At 41.3% G+C, this 19,429-nt stretch carries 17 protein-coding genes and 3 pseudogenes; 11 read left to right on the plus strand and 9 right to left on the minus strand.

Annotated features, from left to right (window positions below; all coding sequences use genetic code 11):
• Nucleotides 1-63 precede the first annotated feature (63 nt).
• The 4 genes from CDG77_RS27955 to cls all read left to right on the plus strand — a co-directional run bounded on the left by CDG77_RS27955 (nt 64) and on the right by cls (nt 5,367).
• Nucleotides 64-1,677 carry a DEAD/DEAH box helicase gene (locus CDG77_RS27955; RefSeq protein WP_094332535.1) on the plus strand — a complete coding sequence of 538 codons (1,614 nt, stop codon included), beginning with the start codon at nt 64-66 and terminating at the stop codon, nt 1,675-1,677.
• Nucleotides 1,580-2,794, plus strand: coding sequence for a DUF790 family protein (locus tag CDG77_RS27960; RefSeq protein ID WP_094332536.1), 1,215 nt, complete (start codon nt 1,580-1,582; stop codon nt 2,792-2,794). The genes CDG77_RS27955 and CDG77_RS27960 overlap by 98 nt, the downstream gene beginning before the upstream one ends.
• A 283-nt stretch (nt 2,795-3,077) precedes the next feature.
• Nucleotides 3,078-3,923 carry an endonuclease/exonuclease/phosphatase family protein gene (locus CDG77_RS27965; RefSeq protein ID WP_094332537.1) on the plus strand — a complete coding sequence of 282 codons (846 nt, stop codon included), beginning with the start codon at nt 3,078-3,080 and terminating at the stop codon, nt 3,921-3,923.
• A gap of 1 nt (nt 3,924) precedes the next feature.
• Complete coding sequence (gene cls, locus CDG77_RS27970) at nt 3,925-5,367, plus strand: cardiolipin synthase (protein WP_094332538.1); 1,443 nt, start codon at nt 3,925-3,927, stop codon at nt 5,365-5,367.
• Between the two features lie 74 nt (nt 5,368-5,441).
• Here cls and CDG77_RS27975 read toward each other — a convergent pair whose 3' ends face one another.
• Nucleotides 5,442-6,134: a PD-(D/E)XK nuclease family protein gene (locus CDG77_RS27975; RefSeq protein ID WP_094332539.1), complete on the minus strand. Its 693-nt coding sequence runs from the start codon at nt 6,132-6,134 to the stop codon at nt 5,442-5,444.
• Between the two features lie 705 nt (nt 6,135-6,839).
• Here CDG77_RS27975 and CDG77_RS39205 point away from each other — a divergent pair.
• Both CDG77_RS39205 and CDG77_RS37995 read left to right on the plus strand, forming a co-directional pair.
• A pseudogene (locus CDG77_RS39205) lies at nt 6,840-6,941 on the plus strand (tetratricopeptide repeat protein); the annotation flags it as partial.
• 171 nt (nt 6,942-7,112) lie between these two features.
• Nucleotides 7,113-7,268: pseudogene (locus CDG77_RS37995) on the plus strand (tetratricopeptide repeat protein); the annotation flags it as partial.
• Nucleotides 7,269-7,437: 169 nt separating this feature from the next.
• Here the strand turns inward: CDG77_RS37995 and CDG77_RS39210 are convergent.
• Both CDG77_RS39210 and CDG77_RS27985 read right to left on the minus strand, forming a co-directional pair.
• Nucleotides 7,438-7,524, minus strand: a complete 87-nt coding sequence (locus tag CDG77_RS39210) for a hypothetical protein (protein WP_442946444.1) — start codon at nt 7,522-7,524, stop codon at nt 7,438-7,440.
• 120 nt (nt 7,525-7,644) lie between these two features.
• Nucleotides 7,645-7,827, minus strand: a complete 183-nt coding sequence (locus tag CDG77_RS27985) for an AAA-like domain-containing protein (protein WP_223270017.1) — start codon at nt 7,825-7,827, stop codon at nt 7,645-7,647.
• 307 nt (nt 7,828-8,134) lie between these two features.
• Between CDG77_RS27985 and CDG77_RS27990 the strand changes: the two genes are divergently transcribed.
• Nucleotides 8,135-9,685: a sensor histidine kinase gene (locus CDG77_RS27990; protein ID WP_094332540.1), complete on the plus strand. Its 1,551-nt coding sequence runs from the start codon at nt 8,135-8,137 to the stop codon at nt 9,683-9,685.
• Between the two features lie 38 nt (nt 9,686-9,723).
• Here CDG77_RS27990 and CDG77_RS36880 read toward each other — a convergent pair whose 3' ends face one another.
• Nucleotides 9,724-9,885 carry a hypothetical protein gene (locus CDG77_RS36880; protein ID WP_181154454.1) on the minus strand — a complete coding sequence of 54 codons (162 nt, stop codon included), beginning with the start codon at nt 9,883-9,885 and terminating at the stop codon, nt 9,724-9,726.
• A gap of 184 nt (nt 9,886-10,069) precedes the next feature.
• Between CDG77_RS36880 and CDG77_RS27995 the strand changes: the two genes are divergently transcribed.
• The 3 genes from CDG77_RS27995 (at nt 10,070) to CDG77_RS28005 (ending at nt 13,388) form a co-directional block, all read left to right on the plus strand.
• Nucleotides 10,070-10,663 carry a cytochrome b/b6 domain-containing protein gene (locus CDG77_RS27995; RefSeq protein WP_094332541.1) on the plus strand — a complete coding sequence of 198 codons (594 nt, stop codon included), beginning with the start codon at nt 10,070-10,072 and terminating at the stop codon, nt 10,661-10,663.
• An 88-nt stretch (nt 10,664-10,751) separates the two neighbouring features.
• Nucleotides 10,752-12,185, plus strand: a complete 1,434-nt coding sequence (locus CDG77_RS28000) for a bifunctional orotidine-5'-phosphate decarboxylase/orotate phosphoribosyltransferase (protein ID WP_094332542.1) — start codon at nt 10,752-10,754, stop codon at nt 12,183-12,185.
• Between the two features lie 102 nt (nt 12,186-12,287).
• Nucleotides 12,288-13,388, plus strand: a complete 1,101-nt coding sequence (locus tag CDG77_RS28005; protein ID WP_094332543.1) for an AI-2E family transporter — start codon at nt 12,288-12,290, stop codon at nt 13,386-13,388.
• Between the two features lie 163 nt (nt 13,389-13,551).
• Here the strand turns inward: CDG77_RS28005 and CDG77_RS28010 are convergent, their stop codons facing one another.
• Nucleotides 13,552-13,818, minus strand: a complete 267-nt coding sequence (locus tag CDG77_RS28010; RefSeq protein ID WP_094332544.1) for a hypothetical protein — start codon at nt 13,816-13,818, stop codon at nt 13,552-13,554.
• Nucleotides 13,819-14,142: 324 nt separating this feature from the next.
• Entirely contained in the window at nt 14,143-16,596 is a 2,454-nt protein-coding gene (locus CDG77_RS28015; RefSeq protein ID WP_094332545.1) for an ATP-dependent Clp protease ATP-binding subunit, read from the minus strand.
• 337 nt (nt 16,597-16,933) lie between these two features.
• On the opposite strand from CDG77_RS28015, the gene CDG77_RS28020 reads away from it, so the two are divergent.
• A complete protein-coding gene (locus CDG77_RS28020) occupies nt 16,934-17,230 on the plus strand; it encodes a DUF3288 family protein (RefSeq protein WP_094332546.1) in 297 nt (98 codons plus the stop codon).
• Nucleotides 17,231-17,504: 274 nt separating this feature from the next.
• On the opposite strand, the gene CDG77_RS28030 is transcribed toward CDG77_RS28020, so the two are convergent.
• The 3 genes and pseudogenes from CDG77_RS28030 to CDG77_RS28045 all read right to left on the minus strand — a co-directional run.
• Nucleotides 17,505-17,846, minus strand: a complete 342-nt coding sequence (locus CDG77_RS28030; protein ID WP_094332548.1) for a sensor histidine kinase — start codon at nt 17,844-17,846, stop codon at nt 17,505-17,507.
• Between the two features lie 15 nt (nt 17,847-17,861).
• Nucleotides 17,862-18,950, minus strand: coding sequence for a chorismate synthase (gene aroC, locus CDG77_RS28035; protein WP_094332549.1), 1,089 nt, complete (start codon nt 18,948-18,950; stop codon nt 17,862-17,864).
• 371 nt (nt 18,951-19,321) lie between these two features.
• A pseudogene (locus tag CDG77_RS28045) lies at nt 19,322-19,429 on the minus strand (photosystem II protein D1); the annotation flags it as partial.

The raw sequence follows: 19,429 nt of genomic DNA on the forward strand, positions 1-19,429 counted from the left end.
AGGGGTTCCCAATCCCCAATCCCTAATCCCCAATCCCCAATCCCCAATCCCCAATCCCCATAAATGGCTCGTACCCCTACACTAAATTTTGATCGTGGCACATTAATTTTGCATCCACCACCACGCGGTAAAGGTTGGATGGATTATGCTACGTGGGATGATAGAGTTGAAAAATTCCGCATTCCAGCAATTAGATACCGATCGCTAGTGGAAGCACTACAAGCGGAAGATGTGAATTTTATCGATGAGGCAAAGCAATTTTATCCTGTGGAGTTGGTTCCCACTTTGGAAATGGAACCCTATCCCCACCAGACTGAGGCACTAGCAGCTTGGAAACTGGCGGGTAGGCAGGGAGTAGTTGTGCTTCCCACGGCGGCGGGAAAGACTTATTTGGCGCAAATGGCGATGCAGTCAACGCCGCGCACGACGCTAATTGTAGTGCCAACTTTGGATTTAATGCATCAGTGGTACGCACATTTGGTGGCGGCTTTCCCCGATGCTGAGGTGGGGTTGCTGGGAGGTGGTTCGCGGGATAGAACGGCTATCTTAGTTGCAACTTACGACAGTGCAGCAATTCACGCTGAAACCTTGGGAAATCAATATGCGTTGATTGTTTTTGACGAATGTCACCATTTACCAACAGATTTTAATCGGGTAATTGCTGAATATGCGATCGCACCTTATCGTCTAGGACTCTCTGCTACACCAGAACGCACTGATGGTAAACACGCTGACTTAAATATCCTCATTGGTGAAGAAGTGTATCGCAAACGCGCCGAAGATTTGGCGGGGAAGGCGTTAGCAGAACATGAAATTGTCCAAATTAAGGTAAAGTTATCGCAACTTGAGCGGGAAAGATACAACCAGTTAATTCAAACGCGCAATGATTTTTTAAAGCAATCTAAGATTTCTTTGGGGAGTCTGCAAGGTTGGCAAATGTTCGTGCAAATGAGTGCTAGATCGCAATTTGGACGTAGGGCTATGTTAGCGCATCGGGAAGCGAAAGATATTGCTCTGGGGACTGATGGGAAGTTGCGAATTTTGATTAATTTATTGGCAGAACATTATCCAGCAAGAATTTTGATTTTTACTGCTGATAATGCGACAGTTTACCGGATTTCTCAAGACTTGCTAATTCCAGCAATTACTCATCAAACTCCTGTGAAGGAACGGCATGAGATATTAACAAAGTTTCGAGAGGGAAAATATAATACTTTGGTTGCTTCTCATGTGTTGAATGAAGGGGTTGATGTACCGGCGGCAACTGTTGCAATTATTTTATCGGGGACGGGTTCGGCTAGGGAGTATACTCAGCGATTGGGGAGGATTTTACGGAAGGGGAATATTGAGAATAAGCAAGCGATTTTGTATGAGGTGGTGGCGGAGGATACGAGTGAGGAGGGGACTTCGGCTAGGAGAAGAGGGGAGAGGAAGATAGGGGAAGTAGGGGGAGAAAAAGAAAGGAAAGGGAAGTTGGAGGTTGTGTATGGGAGTGGGAAGGAAAGGAGTTTGAAGGCTGCGGAACAGTTAGAAATTAATTATTCAACTGGAAGTTCAAAATCTAAAATCCAAAATTCAGATGTTACCGACAGATTTACTGATGCATCGCCAAAACGGGGAGGAGATCATCCCGAAGAGACTGAAGATCGATCGGGTAACTTCGGAGTTGGCGATTGAGTTAATTAATTATTTTCAATCAGCAGTGGGGAAGACTCAAGGTGTGCTTGAGCGACAATTGACTGATTTTGAAGGAGATTCGACAGATTATCGGGTGAAGCGGGGATTAGCTTATATTCTCAAAAGTAGTTTTTGCACTTTTGAGGTGGTTAGTCCTTTGGAACCACAGATGTTAAGAGAACGGGTGTTTTCGTTGGCTGCAAAGTCTGTTTCTAGTCGAGAATCAACACAAGTTACGCTAAGTAGAATTGCTGATGAGTTAACTCAAGAACTTGAGCGGGAAGTTTTCCTAGAACAGGTTCGCAATGGACTCTATGCTGATTTATCAGAGAATAAAATTTTGACTGTTTTTGATGCACCAATAGCACCAGATTTGTTAAATAGATATAACTTATCTCAGGTGCAGGGTGTGTTTTATAAGGCCAGTAAACTGGTGTTAAATGCTCATCGGAATGTTCCGGGTGAATATAAGCTGTTATTTCGCTATTTAAAGTTGTTTCAATTGATGGCTTATATTGAGGGCGATGCTGACCACGGGTTTACAATTACGATAGACGGCCCGACGAGTTTGTTTAATTCTAGTACGCGATATGGGTTAGCGATCGCTAAACTTATTCCCGCTTTACTTCACGTTACTAAATGGAGTCTTTCGTCCATTCTCCAAACCCGCGACGCTTATACAAATACTTGGAAAACTGGACGTTTCACCCTCAATTCCGAATGTGGTTTAGTATCCCACTATCCACCAGGCAAGCCCTACGATAGTATGCTAGAAGCATCCTTTGCTGATAAGTGGGATGCTTTAAAAAGTGGTTGGGCGTTAGAGCGAGAAGTTGATTTAATCCCAATTCCTGGTAGCGTGATGATTCCCGATTTTCGTTTGGTGCATTCTGATGGACGCACCTTCTTATTAGAAATTGTTGGTTATTGGCGGCCAGAATATTTACAAAAGAAGTTTTCTCAGGTGCGGCGGGCTGGACGAGATGACTTAATTTTGGCAATTTCTGAACGACTTAATTTAGAAAAGGCGGGAGTAAAATTAAATGATGTCCCCGGCAGAATTGTTTGGTTTAAAGATAAGTTATTGCCGAAAGCTGTGTTAGCTGTAATGGATTGATTAAGGATAAGTAGAACGACTTGAAAAAAACAAACTATGTAAAGTAATGTAACTTTAGCGAAAATCAGTTCGTAGTAAGGACTTTAGTCCTGATTTGAGAACTAAAGTTCTCACTACAAACCTTTAATTATTTACCCTGTTCTACTTATAGGGGTTCCAATTCAGTAGTAAGGGGCACAGCTTATCTATCTATCTATCCAAGCTTTCCAAGTTTTTGTAACATAACTCTGTAACGACTATCCAATCGCCTTAAGCTAGAAAAAAATATAGTTTAATATTAGTGATGCCTAATATTCAAAAACACGTAAACACTCTCGTTACTAAATTTGTTCCATATTATAGATTTCTTCGTTTAGAAGAACTCACGATTGATAACAATAATTCCCTTCAAACAGAAATTAATAGTAAATCAATTAAAGTTCTCAGTTGGAATATTGCTAAACAAAACTATAATAAAACTTGGTTGAGAGATTTTTCTACAATAATTGAAACCTACCAACCCAACCTCATATTTTTACAAGAGTTTTCTCTAAAAGTAGAAGCAGATAAATTAGAAACATGGCTGAACATGAATTGGAGTTTTGCTCCTAACTTTGTAGATATTCATCATCAAACCTATTCAGGAATTCTCACAGCAACTACAATCAGTCCACTTACAAAAAAAGTTATTACTACTAAACATTATGAGCCGATTGTTAGGACTCCGAAAATCTCTTTAGTTACTGAGTATCTGCTATCCGATCAAAGTACAACTCTTTTGACAATCAATAGTCATCTGATTAATTTTGTAGATTTAAATAAATTTAAAATACAACTAAATGAATTAGAGCTAGCATTATCTACACATCGGGGGCCGCTAATATTTTCAGGAGATTTCAATACCTGGAGTCAAAAAAGAGCAGTTCTCCTCACTCAAGTAACAACTCAATTGGGATTAACGCCAGTAATTTTCGCACCTCATGAGAAGGAGAAAATTAAACGCTTTCTGTTATCACCCCCTTTAGATCGCATCTTTTATCGAAATCTCAGTGTGAAGAAAGCCAGTGCTAAGGTGTTAGACAAAATTTGTTCATCCGATCATAAGCCTTTGCTGGCAGAATTTACTTATATCAATACTCCAAAAAATTAATATGCTTGTAGATAGTGGTGTTCTAGCTATTTTTAGCACAGCTACAGTTGTTGCTCATGTCGTGGGAGTTGCACATGCAGCCCATGCAGTGATGAATGTGCGTTCTTCCCAAGGGGCAATTGCTTGGAGCATTTCTCTAATTACCTTCCCCTGGCTAGCGATTCCGTTGTATTGGATTTTAGGAAGAACTAAATTTCATGGATATGCTGAAACGCTGCGCTCAGTCTATGCACAACACTACAAGCTTGTTCATGGGACTTATAGTGAAGTTATTAAATTTCAGGTCGCGCCACCAGATAATTTAGCCGAATTGCAACCATTAGCCGAAGCTTTTACAGAAATTTCTTTCACATCAGGCAATGCTGCCGAATTACTGATTGATGGTCAGCAAACTTATGAAGCGATGCTGAAAAAGATTGCATCGGCGAAAAATTATATTTTGTTCCAATTCTATACTGTTAACGATGACCAAGCAGGTAATGAGTTTAAAGAAGCATTAATTGCTAAAGCCAAGCAAGGAATAAACATTTACTTTCTCTACGATGAAATTGGTTCAAAGAAACTATCTCGCCCTTATATCCAGTCTCTACAAAAGCATGGAATTGCGGTGAGTGCATTTAACACCACCAAAGGTCAGGGTAATCGGTTCCAATTTAATTTTCGCAATCATCGGAAAATTCTGGTGGTGGATGGAGAAATAGCATTTGTAGGTGGACTGAATATTGGTGACGAATATTTAGGAAAAAATCCTCGCTTGAGTCCTTGGCGCGACACCCATATCATGCTCGAAGGCCCAACTGTACAATCCCTACAAAACTCCTTTGTGCGAGATTGGTATTGGGCGACTCGAAAACTTCTCGAAGTTAATTGGCAGGTAAAAATTAATCAGGAAATTAATCAAACTGCATTCATCCTTCCTACAGGCCCCGCAGATTCGCTACCAGCTTGTAAGCTTTTTTTCGTTGAATTAATTAATCAAGCTCAAACTCACCTCTGGATTGCTAGTCCATACTTTGTGCCGGATGAGGCAACATTGTCAGCCTTAAAACTGGCAGCAATGCGAGGTGTAGATGTGCGAATTCTCTTACCAAATCGACCCGATCATTTATTTGTTTATTTATGTTCCTTCTCTTACTACACCGAAATGGAAAAAATCGGTATCAAGTTGTATCGTTACAAAAATGGGTTTATGCACCAGAAAATTATAGTCATTGATGAGAAGATAGCAGGGGTAGGAACTGTTAACTTAGATAATCGCTCTTTTTCTCTCAACTTTGAAGTTATGGGTTTTATTACCGAACTTGGGTTTATCCAAAGTGTGAAAAAGATGTTAGAGGATGATTTAGCTGTTTGTGTTGCTGTCGATCTTGATGAGTACGATAAAAAACCTTTTTGGTTCAAGTTAGCGGTGAGAGTGTCTCGATTGCTGACTCCTTTACTTTAATTACTAATAATTGCCTCTAACTCTAAATCGGGAAATTTTCATATCTGCTAAAAACTTCTCTGCAATGCCATTGACTACCCCCAAATACTTTTGCGTTCCCGATATTCAGCAACTCTTTTTTCCCACTGCTCCCAGTAATCTTTGATAAGTGCTGATTCAAACCAAAATACCTCTGCTGGCATTTCTGGAATCGCTACTACCAAAAGAGCGTGCTTTAGCTGAATGCCATAATCTCGATAATACTCATTGGCTGCTCCTATGTATGCCGTAAGTTGCAGTGGATGTTCATATAAATGCTCAATTGAGCCTTTGGGTTTGTCTGCTGTTTTCCACTCGCAAATACAGGGAATACCTTGATAGCTGGCAATACAATCAACTTTGCCAGAATAGCTCAAATCATGATGGAAAACTGAGCCTTCTACGAGTCTAACTGTGTCGATTTCTTGTAAAACTGGCTTGATACTCTCCCAATAAGGGCGACTCGCTTCGGGACAAACAGGGTTTTGTCCAAGGAGGTAGCGCTCAATTTGTTTGTGTGTTTGGGTTCCCCGACGACTAGCAGATGTAGTAATGCGGGTAGCTTCTTCTGTCCCAACACGCGCTTTCCAGTTTAATAATCTGTCTCTGTCTGCTTGTGATTTGGTAGCATTAAGTATTGTAGTCACACTAGGGAAGCGATTTCCCTTGGCATCTACATAATATTGTTTACCATTTTCTCTCTTGGATGTGGCATTAATGCGTGGTAGCAGTTGGGTATCAAATTGCATCAGTTGGTGTGTTGAGTTTGAGATTCCCTCAAGAAGGAAAATGAATAAAACCCTTTTCCATTGTAAGGAGTGGGGCTGGGAGTAAGGGTTTGTTACAGTGCAAAATGTCACTTTTACCGCTTATTCCTTCAAATCATCCGCCTCTATCTCCTGTGGTTCCAGCAATTTTTTGCGTAGGTGTAGCTCAACTCAGGCATTGCTTCACCTCAAAGTAGTAAAATTCAGGTTCTTAGCCTCAACGTTCAAGCTTTTATCTCGGAGTTTCGAGTTAAAAGGTCGAACTTCCGAGTAAAAAGGTCGAATCTCCGAGTAAAAAGGTCGAATCTCCGAGTAAAAAGGTCGAATCTCCGAGTAAAAAGGTCGAACCTCCGAGTAAAAAGGTCGAACCTCCGAGTAAAAAGGTCGAATCTCCGAGTAAAAAGGTCGAATAATGGTGTTGTAAAGACGTAGGCGTAGGTCGTCGGATACATTGCTTACCTAAAATTTATTAAACTCAAGTCCGTAAGTCTGAGATATTGCATCTGTTGCATCACCCGCCATAGATTAGAAACCTATGGCTAATAGCTAAAGTCTTCTAAAGAAGACTGAGAAAAGGTTTGAGTCCACTTGAGTGGACTTGGGCTATTAGCTTTGCAATAAATTGTAAGGCGGGATATGAAGATAATTGCTAAATGTGTGTGATATATTTCCGAAATAGACAGTTTGATCCAAGCTTTGGCACTCTGGCGCAAGCTGCTGGGTGAAGAACATCCAGATGTCGCACAAAGTCTCAACAACCTAGCCTTACTCTACGACTCCCAAGCCCGGATTTCTCACAAAGATTTAAACGACAGCCCAAAACGTTTATGCCAGTTAGACTTGAGATAAAATACCCCGTTCACATACTGCTGTGATTCGTGCAGTGTCTAAAACGCTCAAAATCTAAGCCCGATAAAGGTTTCGGTAATAGTGATCGCATCGCTTGTGAGAAATGCGGGCCAAGGCAGATACAGCGAAGCCGAACCGTTGTATATGCAAGCATTAGATATTTTAGAGCCTCGGTTAGGTGCAAATCATCCTAATACTGTTACTGTGCGTGGAAATTTGGCATATTTGCGCGTAGGCGAAGCCCGCCGCAGGCATCGCCTCCCTTAAAATCCAGAATAGGCAAGTTTTGTGCAAAGCGTACCATGTTAAAAGTTAGATTTGCGTAGGCCTAGCCCGCCGCAGGCATCGCCTGAATTCAACCGTTCGTTTTCTAAGACTGATCCCTCTCCTAAAACTGATTAAACTACATCAAGAGCGATCGCTTCTCAGCAAATCTTTAAGGTATTACTGGTAGAGAATGTCCCAGCTTTAACCCAAGTAAAATCCAGTCTTCCAGCATTGAGCGTAATTCATCCTCTGTCATAAATTGCCTGGGCGTAGACGCAAAGCGGCTTGTCGCCAGACATCGCTCGGTCAACATAGTCGCTCAGAATAAACTTTATGGCCATGAAATCTTGCGTTGTGCTACCAGTTTAATTTTATGTTAAAACAACTGTTCAACACGATTACTATTTAAACTCTCACTTTTTTTCAGATATTGTCGGAAATATAACCGATATAATTCACACGCAGAAGTACTGCGATCGCCTTCTAAATGAATTAGTCCCATATCTTGTAATTTACACGCCAATACTGGCTCTAATTTCACATAATTTGTAGCGTTAATGACTTAATGCTTTTGAGGTGATTTTATGTGATTCTAACTACTTTTTTTAGACATATCTTAGAATGTAGATGCACACAATGTAGCTATTTTTTAGAAAAAATGGCCGCAGCGATCGCAACAGAGGTTACATTAGTCCGTTTACCTTTTTCTAAATTCCATCCAAATTGACAATCTGGGCTGATATATCTCTGACCGAAGTTACAGCCCAATCAACCAACTAGACGATTTATCTATAACTCTATCGTCAGGGTGCTAAGACAGCGTAGAGAGAGAGCTACAGGATATCTTCCTCACCGTACCAGCAGCTATGCATATCGAAAAACCCGCTACCCATGAACCGGAAGCTCCATTTTTAGTGCAAGATTCCGAGAGTTTCCCAGAATCAAAAGACTTATCTCCAGAAAATTTAGATCCTTGTCAATGCTCACAAGCCGCTTTGCAAATGGCATTAATAGCCAGTGGCTTGGGGTTGTGGGATTGGAATCTCATAACCAATAAAACCTATTACGATCCCCAGTGGAAGGGCATCCTGGGCTATGGAGTAGATGAAATTGCTCATGAGCATAAATCCTTTGAGCGACTTGTACATCCACAAGATTTACCGAGAATTCACCAGGTGTTGCACGATTATCTGGAAGGATTCACACCTGTGTTTGAAGTCGAATTGCGAATGTTGACTAAATCCGGCGAATGGAAATGGATTTTGGCTTGTGGCAAAGTATTTCAGTGGGATGAATCCGGTAAACCACTACGGATGGCAGGGACGCACAAGGATATTAGTCACGATAAGGCGATGTCTACGACGGGCTGCGCCTACGCTACTCAACAATACCAACTATTTGAACAACTCCAAAAAGAAATTACTCAACGCCAATCTATCGAAGACCAAGTTAAAGAAAAATCACAGCAGCTAGAAACTACCCTCGAAGAACTCAAATATACTCAAAGGCAGTTATTGCAGAACCAGAAAATGGCTAACCTCGGTCAACTGGTAGCGGATATGGCTAACGAAATTAACAACCCCGTTAGTTTCATCTACGGCAATCTCCATCCTGCCAGTCAATATGCTGAAGATTTAATCAGAATCATTGAACTTTATCAACATTACTATCCCACACCGACACCAGTCATAGCCTTACATCTGCAACGCCTCGACCTTGGTTTCGTAAAGACAGACTTTTTGAAATTGCTGTGGTCAATGCGAGCCGGATCTGAGCGCGTCAAAGAAATTGTTTTCGCCTTGCGGAATTTTTCAACCTCTGACGAAGGTCAAATGAAAAAGGTTGACTTGCATGAAGGACTTGATAGTGTTCTGAGAATTTTGCAGCATCGGCTGAAAGAAAAGCCCGATCGAGCTAGGATTGAAGTAATTAAAGACTTTGGCGAATTGCCATTAATCGAGTGTTACCCTGGCGATTTAAATCAGGTATTCATGAACATCTTAACTAATGCCATTGATGCTTTAGAAGAAAGGATGAAACATGATTATTCCTTTACTCCTAAAATTTTTATTCATACAGAAGTTGTTAAAAATCATTTGTCATTAGTCAATAGTAATGAACTTTGGGTAAATGACAAACGAGTAGAAAAAAAACACAGAGTTATCATTCACATTTCTGACAATGGTAAAGGCATACTTCCCCATATCCAAAGACAGATATTTGAACCATTTTTTACCACCAAACCAGTAGGTAAAGGTAAGGGATTGGGACTATCAATTAGTCGGGAAATTATAGTTGAAAAACATCAGGGTAAACTTAAGTGTAATTCTCAATTAGGTCAAGGTACAGAATTGGTCATTGAGATGAACACAACAGCAAGACACTATGCCGCTATTAGACAACACGCCAGCTTCTAAGTAATTAGCCTTGGGTAAGAGGCGTTAATTTTTGGAAGTCAGGCGATCGCCACATTCACAATGCAGGTCGATAAATTTGGTTTTGTCTTCTGAACGCCTAAATTACAGCACAAGCCATCAGTACACTTTCTACGACAATCACCGCGTAGGCGTAGCCCGCCGTTAGGCATTGCACTAGCGATCGGCGTATACTCCTGCAATGGTTGAACCCATGAAAAACGCTTCAGCCTACCTAAACTGACAGTTAAAACAGCAGATGTAGACCATCAATGTCAAAATACTGAATCATGGGATGAAAAAGTAAAGGTGAGTAATACCCACCCGCAAACTTGCTTGGCCACTTACCCAAGACAGATAAACAGCAAATTTTATCAGTCAAAATCTATGACTTTGACCCCCTCTCAAACTCGAAAGCCTCCAACTCAAGCGATCGCAGCCAGAATTTTCCACTGGTGTAACATCATTAGTCTATTTATCATGCTCACCAGTGGACTACAAATTTACAACGCCAACCCTGTTTTTGGTGGACGTGCAGGTTTGCACATTCCTCCGATATTTACTTTAGGAGGTTGGCTTGCAGGGGGGAGACACTGGCATTTTGCCGCAATGTGGTTCTTCTCGCTAAATCTTTTATGGTATGGAATTTATGTTTTATTTACCCGACGCTGGCGACATCGGTTTGTAGGTGCAAATGACCTCAAAGCATTACAAAAAAGTCACAATTCCAAACGCCTAATTTATGCTTGGCATCGGATTGCTTATACAGCAATTATTCCTATTTTGCTGCTGGCATTATTTACAGGAATAGGAATGTATAAACCTGCTCAATTTCCCTGGATTGTGGATTTGTTTGGCAATTGGCAAGCATTGCGAATTGTTCACTTTGCGTCAGTGCCAATGGTTATCTTATTTGCAGTGATTCACTATCAATTAGGGCAAAAAGCTGGTGGTACTGAATTAACAGAATCAATGTTTTAGTAAACAAACTCTGGTCATGGAGATAAGAAAACGCGAGAACAAATGACAAATGACAAATGACAAATAACTAATGACTCTTTAAAAAAACATGAACTTTTTTGATAAATTGAATCGTAATATATTGCAAAATCAAAGCTTACTATTTGTAGGACTCGATCCAAATCCAGAGATGATGCCTGTGCGTTATGAATCTGAGGAACTCATCGCTGGTTTGGAGAAATGGTTACAATTCATTATTGCGGAAACCTCTGATTACGTTTGTGCTTATAAACCGACACTTGGCTTCTACGAAGCGTTAGGTATTCCCGGTTTAGAATTGCTGTACAAAACTTTAGCAGCTATTCCAGCGCACATACCAGTTATTTTAGATGCCAAACACAGTGACTTAAATACTAGTACCATTTTTGCCAAAACTGTGTTTACAGAATGGCATTTAGATGCAATCACTCTTAGTCCCTATACAGGACAAGATCATGTCGCACCTTTTTTGGTCTATCCTGATAAAGCAGTGTTTATTTTATGTTGTACTTCTAATCCAGGTGCAGAAGCTCTACAGCAATATCCTACAAACGAGTCACCCCTTTATTTACAGGTGGTGAAAGAATCAAAAACCTGGGGAACTCCAGAACAATTGGGTTTGGAAGTAGGAACTACAAATCCTGAAGTTTTAGGACTTATTCGAGCGATCGCACCTGAACGAATTATTATGGCACGTAGCATCTGGGCAGAGGGGTTAAACCTAAAGCAAATTTTAGAAGCGGGCTTGAATACTAACGGTGATGGTTTGCTAATTCCTGTTCCTCAAGATATGTTGGCAAATACACAATTATCTGAGGAAGTCAAGTCTCTACGCGCTGAAATTAATCAACTAAAAACTGAAATTATTCACGAAAATTCTACATGTTCTGTGTGGTTTCCTGATGTTTGTTTCCTAAATCAGCACCCCTACCAGGATTTGATTTTACAACTTTATGACATTGACTGTATTATGTTTGGCAGCTTTGTCCAAGCATCAGGAGCGATATTCCCTTATTACATCGACTTACGCAAAATTATTTCTAATCCTCAAGTTTTTAATCAAGTTCTCACAGCTTATGAGGATATTTTGAAGAATCTCAATTTTGATAGGTTAGCAGGTATTCCCTATGGTTCTTTGCCTACCGCGACTGGTTTAGCTTTGCGCCTTCATTGTCCAATGATTTTCCCCCGTAAAGAGGTAAAGGCCCACGGAACGCGGAGAGTTATTGAGGGTCACTTTCATCCTGGTGAAACAGTTGTGGTAGTTGACGATATTCTCATCAGTGGTAAAAGTGTTATGGAAGGCGCAGGAAAGTTAGAATCAGCAGGATTAAATGTTAATGATATTGTGGTACTTATCGATCATGAACAAGGTGTGAAAGATAGGTTACAGCAAAATGGTTATCGCAGCCATGCAGTTTTAACTATTTCGGAAATTACTAATACTCTCTATCAAGCAGGACGAATAAATGAGGATCAATTTTTAGCTTTTGCTGAAAGTTAGAAATTGGGAATTGGGAATTGGGAATTGGGAAGATTTTTTACCGTTGAGTATATTTTCCCAGTTAAATGTAGTAACTAGAAGAATTTTAGTTTTAAATTTATTATGAATTTTTCACTCAATCAACTACTTAAATGGTTAATTTTTACGCTGCTATTTCCTCTAGTCTTTCTCAATGGTTGGCTAGCATTTTTGCTGATTAAAAATATTCAACCTGTTGTCACCATTCTTGTTTTAGCTACTTTGCTTGCATTCGTTTTAAACTATCCCGTTGCCATTCTCCAAAAACGAGGAGTGAAACGTGGCTATGCAGTATCATTAGTTTTTATATCAGCATTGATAATTATCGTTGCTCTGGGTGTCACTTTAGTACCCATTGTATTAGAGCAATTTAATGAAATGGTTAAAGTCTTTCCCCAATGGATTGATTCTAGTGAAGAAAAACTTCAAGTTTTAAATGATTGGTTCTTTAGGCACAAATTAAATGTGAATTTAAGTCAGCTATTAGCACAAGTAACCGATCAATTACCTAATGAATTAGAGTTCGTTACGGATAAACTTTTAAGCATTATTATAGACACGATTGATAGTGTTTCTGATTCATTAATCATAGTAGTGCTGACTTTTTATCTCTTGTTAGATGGGCCAAGAATTTGGGAGGGAATATTTAAGAAGTTACCAGGGAAATTTACTCAACAGGTAAGCCAGTCTATTCAGCAAAACTTCCAAAATTATTTGATTGGGCAGGTAACATTGGCTTTATTGATGGGAGTTTCAATAACATTAATGTTTTTAGGTTTTCAAGTCCAGTTTGCTTTACTCTTTGGCTTGGGAGTTGGGCTTTTGAGCTTAATACCCTTTGGTGATGTCGTCAGTCTTGTTGTAATCACTTTTTTAATAGCCACACATGACTTTTGGCTAGCAGTAAAGGTTTTTGCAGTAGCTGTTGTCATTGATCAGTTAATCGATCAGGCGATCGCACCACGGCTTTTAGGCAGATTTACTGGACTTAGACCAATCTGGGTGTTAATCGCTTTACTTGTAGGAACCAATGTCGCTGGAGTCTTAGGTTTGCTAATCGCTGTACCTGTTGCTGGTTTTATTAAAGATGCAGCAGATGGATTTTCTAAATCTGGTGATTCTGAGAATGTAGTTGAAAGTGAAGTGCCATCAGAATTGTTCCCAGAGGAATCAGTATATAAATAAGTTATTTTACACTCTATTCGTCAATTTCTAGATCCGCATATTGGGCAAATGAACTTAAGGGACTTCCAAATAAAAAAATACTCAACTACTTCTTGTGGGGTGGGCATCTTGCCCGCCTTTGTATATGGGCGCTCATGTTGCCCACCCCACAAGATTGGGTAATTTATTTGTTGGAAGTCCCTAAGTCGTGAAGTTCACCAGAACTTGCCTGTTTTATACCAACTTCTAATGAGCTACGAGCTATAGAATTTTGCCATATCCAAAGTTCTCTTTCTGGAATGTTTACAACTGGGTCTAGCAAAATTTTTCCTACCTGATTGATGGGGACTCGGTAGCTCTTTGCTTTGGCAACAGTGCCCAAAGTTAATTGTCCTTTATCATCAGTTTTGACACTATCTTTAACTATTTGAAAGTCCTGATTTTCAATCATATTGCTGCTATAGCGGTTCTCAGTTAAATGAGGTACAAGAACCCTACCCCCTACCCCCTCCCCGCAAGCAAGGAGGGGGCTATGACGTACCTCATGTGATTAGGAAACGCTATATATCCTAAAATTATAAACATTTGTGGGTAAGTGGGTATTGCCCACTAAAAATAGAATTGCATAAAAAAAGCCCCCAGTAGAAATACTGGGGGTAAGAAATAATACCATTTCACTTTATGTTTGTCGGAGATGCCCCTGCTAGTACCTCTACTTAGATGAGAGACTAGAATATTACTCAAATATTACAACAAAAAGCGCTCAGGTATAAAATTAACTAACATTTGCCAAGAGCAATTCTCGTTTTTCTGATTTTTGTACTCTCACTTGAGAGTCATCATCAACATCGATAAACGCTGTGTCTCCATCTGCAATTTGACCAGACAGCATTGCTTCGGCGAGAGAATCTTCCAAAAGGCGCATAATTGCCCGACGTAATGGCCTAGCGCCGTAGCTGGGATTATAGCCTTCTTGAACTACAAGTTCTTTGAAGCGATCGCTAACTTCTAAGATAATTCCCTTTTCTGTTAACCGCTTAGAAACTTCTTTAAGCATAATCTCAGCGATTTGCTTCACTTCATCCCTAGAAAGCTGGGTGAAGACGATAATTTCATCGAGACGGTTCAAGAACTCAGGACGGAAGTAAGCTTTCAATTCTTCATTTACCAAGGCGCGGATGCGGTTATAACTAGCGTCGGCTTGAGTGTCGAAGTCAAAGCCTAAACCACTACCACCTTTTTCAATTACCTTAGAACCGATGTTAGATGTCAAAATGATCAGCGTGTTCTTGAAGTCCACTTTCCGACCTTTGGCATCGGTAAGATGACCGTCATCCAAGATTTGCAGCAGCATATTGAATACATCGGGGTGTGCTTTTTCGATTTCGTCGAATAGCAGCACTGTGTAAGGTTTCCGCCGCACGGCTTCTGTCAGTTGTCCGCCTTCGTCGTATCCGACATAACCAGGAGGCGAACCAATTAGCTTGGCGACAGTGTGACTTTCCATGTATTCGGACATATCTAGCCGAATCATTGAATCTTCCGCACCGAAGAAGTAAGAAGCTAATGCCTTCGCCAATTCTGTTTTACCGACTCCGGTAGGCCCGGAGAAGATAAAGCTAGCAATGGGACGATTGGGATTTTTCAAGCCGACACGGGCGCGACGGATACCGCGAGATACAGCCGAAACTGCTTGCTCTTGACCGATAAGCCGTTGATGCAGAGTGTCTTCTAGATGCAGAAGCAATTCTGACTCAGATTCAGTCAGCTTGTTGACTGGTACGCCTGTCCAAGAGGCAACGATTTGGGCGATGTCTTCCTCGTCAACTACAGTGGAGTTGACAGGTTGATCGTTTTGTTCAAATGTTGCTTGCAGTTGTTCTGCGAGTTTTAATTCTTGGTCGCGCAGTTGTGTAGCTTTATCAAACTCTTGAACTCTGACTGCTGCTTCCTTTTCTTTGGTAACGCCAGCGAGTTCACGCTTCAGTTCTTTATTGGGAGAACTTTGAGAGTTCCGCAGACGAACGCGAGAACCAGCTTCATCAATCAAGTCTATTGCCTTGTCGGGCAAGAAGCGATCGCTAATATAGCGGTCTGATAATTCTGCGGCTGCTACAAGTGCCGAATCCAAAATTGTGACTTTGTGGTGCTGTTCGTAAGCGCCACGCAAACCGTAAAGAATTTGTACGGTTTCCTCTACCGAGGGTTCCCCGACCATAATTGGTTGGAAACGACGCTCTAGGGCGGCATCGCGCTCAATGTGCTTCCGATACTCATCAAGGGTAGTTGCGCCGATACACTGGAGTTCACCCCGTGCTAAGGCAGGTTTGAGGATGTTAGCTGCATCCAAACCACCTTCTGTACCACCAGCGCCAACCAAGGTGTGAATTTCGTCAATTACCAGAATGATATTGCCGACAGTGCGGACTTCTTCCACAACTTTTTTGATGCGTTCTTCAAAATCGCCACGGAAGCGGGTTCCAGCTACCAATGACCCCATATCGAGGCTGATAACTTGCTTGTCCTGTAAGGTTTCGGGAACATCCTGGTTGATAATCCGTTGAGCTAGACCCTCTGCGATCGCAGTTTTACCAACTCCTGGTTCACCAATCAACACGGGATTATTCTTTGTGCGGCGACCAAGAATTTGGATTGCCCGCTCAATTTCCTTCTCACGACCAACTACAGGGTCAAGCCTGCCTTCTTGCGCTAATTTGGTCAAATTTCTGCCATATTCTTCCATCGTTAGCGGTTGGGTGCGCTTTTGATTACCATTACCAGCGAAAGCTGGTGTATTTTCACCCAAACGGCGAACTATGGCACTGCGGACAGTCTTAAAGTCAACCCCTAGATTTTGCAGAACTTTGGCGGCGACACCTTCACCAGCCTCAGTTAATCCTAAGAGTAAGTGTTCAGTGTTGATGTAATTCTGTCCCAGACTATGAGCTTCTTTAAAAGATTGCTCGAAGAGGCTTTTTACTTTAGGAGTAAAAGGAATTTCTGGTGGTACAAAGCCAGAACCCCTACCAATAATTTTTTCTACCTCTCGACGTGCGTCTTTGAGGGTAACGCCTAATTCGGCTAGCACTTTAGCAGCAACCCCAGTTCCTTCTCCCATCAAACCCAGGAGAATTTGCTCAGTTCCTACGAAGTTATGTCCCAGGCGACGTGCTTCCTCCTGAGCTAACATAATTACTCTAATGGCTTCGGAAGTGAAGTGTTCAAACATAATGGGTTATTGCTCCCTCGCTGCTTGGACTTTGGGTGAGATAAAATTCACCCTCATCTAAAGTTTTTTGTATTTTCTTAAGGACTAATGTAACTTTATTTAAAGTTAAGTGGCAGTGGTGAGAGCCGTAAGACATCAGGTGTACTAGCCGTCTAAGAGGAGTTAGAAGTAGAGACGCGATTAATCGCGTGTGTACAGGAGTTCTCAATTTTACAATTAGTTTTTCAGTGGAGAAGATGATTTGCTTTTGCCTTTTCTGCTCCCTGCTCTTGGCTAAACTTAAAATTCAGGACTCAGAACGGGCTAAATGCACCGCTAACGACATTCAGGACTCACGATGACTCAACCAACGGCCGGTAAAGACCAACAACACCCTCTTTATAACCGCGATCGTCCCCTTATTGATATCTTACTCTCTCAAGAGGCGACAGACTATAACTTAGCAGAATTAGCCCGACTGCGAATGCGTTATCAAGGCTTTCCAGGGGCGAGGGATATCCAAAAAGACCTAGATAAAGTCTTGCAACAGTGGGGTTTGACTGAGGCCGAGCTTTTTGAGAAGACTCGCAAAATTCACGATTTAGGGGGTATTTACAAAAGTCGTGGTAAAAAAGACGAACAGGATTGGAATTAGGGAATTGGGAATTGGGAATTGGGAATTGGGAATTGGGAATTGGGCATTGGGAATTGGGAATTGGGCATTGATTATCAAGAAAGGCAGAGGGCAGGAGGCAGGAGCAACAGGTTGGAATACTGTTTTCTGCCCTCTGCTACGACCGCAGGGAGTAAGGGTTTAAGACCCCCACTGAAACGAAGTTCAGTGGCCCCAATTAAGTACGGTGCTGAATCCCCTTCTTAATTGTCCCTCCTGCCTCCTGCCTCCTTCAATCATCACAAATGACTCATGACTAACTCAGTATTGGAATTGCGATCGCTAATTCTGTGCCTTTGCCTAACTCAGATGTCACTGTGAGTTGTCCACCATGTTTTTCTTCTATAATCTGGCGGGAAATCGACAATCCTAAACCTGTACCTTTCCCTACTCCCTTGGTGGTGAATAAGTAACCAAACAGTTTTTGCTTGACATTTTCCGACATTCCCATACCATTATCTTGAATTTGGATTAAGACATGATGCCGATCTTCAGATAGTGTGGTGACAATTGTGATGCGATTGGGATTGTCTTCGACTTGTTGAAAACTCAGCCCTTTGTTAGATTCTTCCAAAGCATCAATGGCGTTGGCGATCAGATATTGATGTCATCTCTACAAGACCTTACACTGCCCATGATGCCGTAACAAATGGTCACATAATATCAACGCCACCATTGCCTCAACCATTGGAACTGCACGCGGTAATACACAAGGATCGTGTCGTCCTTTTGCTGCTAATAGAGTTTCTTCGCCCTCACGAGTTACAGTCTTCTGCTCTTTTCTAATTGTTGCTGTTGGCTTAAATGCAACTCGCAAAATGATATTTTCCCCGTTGGAAATTCCGCCTTGAATACCACCAGAACGGTTTGTTACTGTGCGGATTTCACCATTTGGATCGATATAAAATTCATCGTTATGCTCAATTCCCGTTAGTAGCGTTCCCGCAAAACCGGAACCAATTTCAAAGCCTTTGCTAGCAGGGAGAGACATGACACCCTTAGCGATATCAGCTTCCAATTTATCAAATACTGGTTCGCCTAAACCTTTCGGCACATTTCGCGCCACGCATTCTACGACACCGCCGATAGAATCGCCTTGTCTACCTATTTGCTCAATTAATTCAATCATGCGATCGCCGCATTCAGCATCGGGACAGCGAACGATATTGCTTTCCACTTGTTCTAAGGTGACAGTATTGGGATCGACTACACCTTCCAAGTCTTTGATGCGCTTAACGTAAGCAATAATTTCGACATTGGCGATTTGACGAAGAATTTTTTTAGCGATCGCACCAGCTGCGACTCTTCCGATTGTCTCACGTGCTGACGACCTACCCCCACCTTGCCAATTGCGAATACCATATTTTGCATCATAAGTTGCATCGGCGTGAGAAGGTCGATACTTCTGTGCCATCTCGTCGTAATCTTGAGGACGAGTATCTTGATTACGTACCAAAATTGTTATGGGCGTTCCCAGCGTTTTGCCTTCAAATACCCCTGATAAAATCTCACAGGTATCAGCTTCTTTGCGAGGAGTTGTAATTTTACTTTGTCCTGGCCGCCTTCTATCTAGTTCTACTTGAATTTCTTCTGCCGAAATTTCTAGTTGTGGAGGACAACCATCAATTACAACCCCCACACCGCCGCCGTGAGACTCGCCAAAAGTACTAATGCGAAATAAATGACCAAAAATATTGCCCATAATTTTGAAGAAAAAGGTAAGGTTTATGTATTCTACCTAGAGTTATTACAAAAGTTTGTCTTTGCTTTTTGTATAATTTTTCGCTATTTTCTAGTGTTTTGGATTAACGAGAATATTACATATTGGTTTTTATTAAACTCTATATCACTAAATATTCAGATTCCTATTTGATTTTTGAACAAGATTCAGTACACATCTATACCCTTATTTTCTGTTCCCTAGCTACGCAGATAATTATGGCTACGCCACGCTACGCGAACAGGAATCAAATCGGATTACTATACCTCACCTGTTGCTAACTTAAATTAAAAGCGCCCTCCCAAACTGGGAGAGCGCTTTTTTATTTAGCTAATACAGTTAAAGCTTCAGAATTAACCGTTGATAGCAGGAGCGGTAAGAGCTACAGGAGCAAGATCCCCAGCAGCCAAATCTAGAGGGAAGTTGTGAGCATTGCGCTCGTGCATTACTTCCATACCCAG

This window comes from Nostoc sp. 'Peltigera membranacea cyanobiont' 213, assembly GCF_002245975.1.
Classification (GTDB): domain Bacteria; phylum Cyanobacteriota; class Cyanobacteriia; order Cyanobacteriales; family Nostocaceae; genus Nostoc.

What these genes read in the sequence shown, in the direction of transcription:
- CDG77_RS28000 (WP_094332542.1), top strand. Translation starts at nt 10,752, where the DNA reads ATGAACTTTTTTGATAAATTGAATCGTAATATATTGCAAAATCAAAGC.
- CDG77_RS27955 (WP_094332535.1), top strand. Translation starts at nt 64, where the DNA reads ATGGCTCGTACCCCTACACTAAATTTTGATCGTGGCACATTAATTTTG.
- CDG77_RS27975 (WP_094332539.1), bottom strand. Translation starts at nt 6,134, where the DNA reads ATGCAATTTGATACCCAACTGCTACCACGCATTAATGCCACATCCAAG.
- aroC (WP_094332549.1), bottom strand. Translation starts at nt 18,950, where the DNA reads ATGGGCAATATTTTTGGTCATTTATTTCGCATTAGTACTTTTGGCGAG.
- CDG77_RS28020 (WP_094332546.1), top strand. Translation starts at nt 16,934, where the DNA reads ATGACTCAACCAACGGCCGGTAAAGACCAACAACACCCTCTTTATAAC.
- CDG77_RS27965 (WP_094332537.1), top strand. Translation starts at nt 3,078, where the DNA reads ATGCCTAATATTCAAAAACACGTAAACACTCTCGTTACTAAATTTGTT.
- CDG77_RS28010 (WP_094332544.1), bottom strand. Translation starts at nt 13,818, where the DNA reads ATGATTGAAAATCAGGACTTTCAAATAGTTAAAGATAGTGTCAAAACT.
- CDG77_RS28005 (WP_094332543.1), top strand. Translation starts at nt 12,288, where the DNA reads ATGAATTTTTCACTCAATCAACTACTTAAATGGTTAATTTTTACGCTG.
- CDG77_RS27995 (WP_094332541.1), top strand. Translation starts at nt 10,070, where the DNA reads ATGACTTTGACCCCCTCTCAAACTCGAAAGCCTCCAACTCAAGCGATC.
- CDG77_RS27990 (WP_094332540.1), top strand. Translation starts at nt 8,135, where the DNA reads ATGCATATCGAAAAACCCGCTACCCATGAACCGGAAGCTCCATTTTTA.
- CDG77_RS27960 (WP_094332536.1), top strand. Translation starts at nt 1,580, where the DNA reads ATGTTACCGACAGATTTACTGATGCATCGCCAAAACGGGGAGGAGATC.
- CDG77_RS28015 (WP_094332545.1), bottom strand. Translation starts at nt 16,596, where the DNA reads ATGTTTGAACACTTCACTTCCGAAGCCATTAGAGTAATTATGTTAGCT.
- cls (WP_094332538.1), top strand. Translation starts at nt 3,925, where the DNA reads ATGCTTGTAGATAGTGGTGTTCTAGCTATTTTTAGCACAGCTACAGTT.
- CDG77_RS39210 (WP_442946444.1), bottom strand. Translation starts at nt 7,524, where the DNA reads ATGACAGAGGATGAATTACGCTCAATGCTGGAAGACTGGATTTTACTT.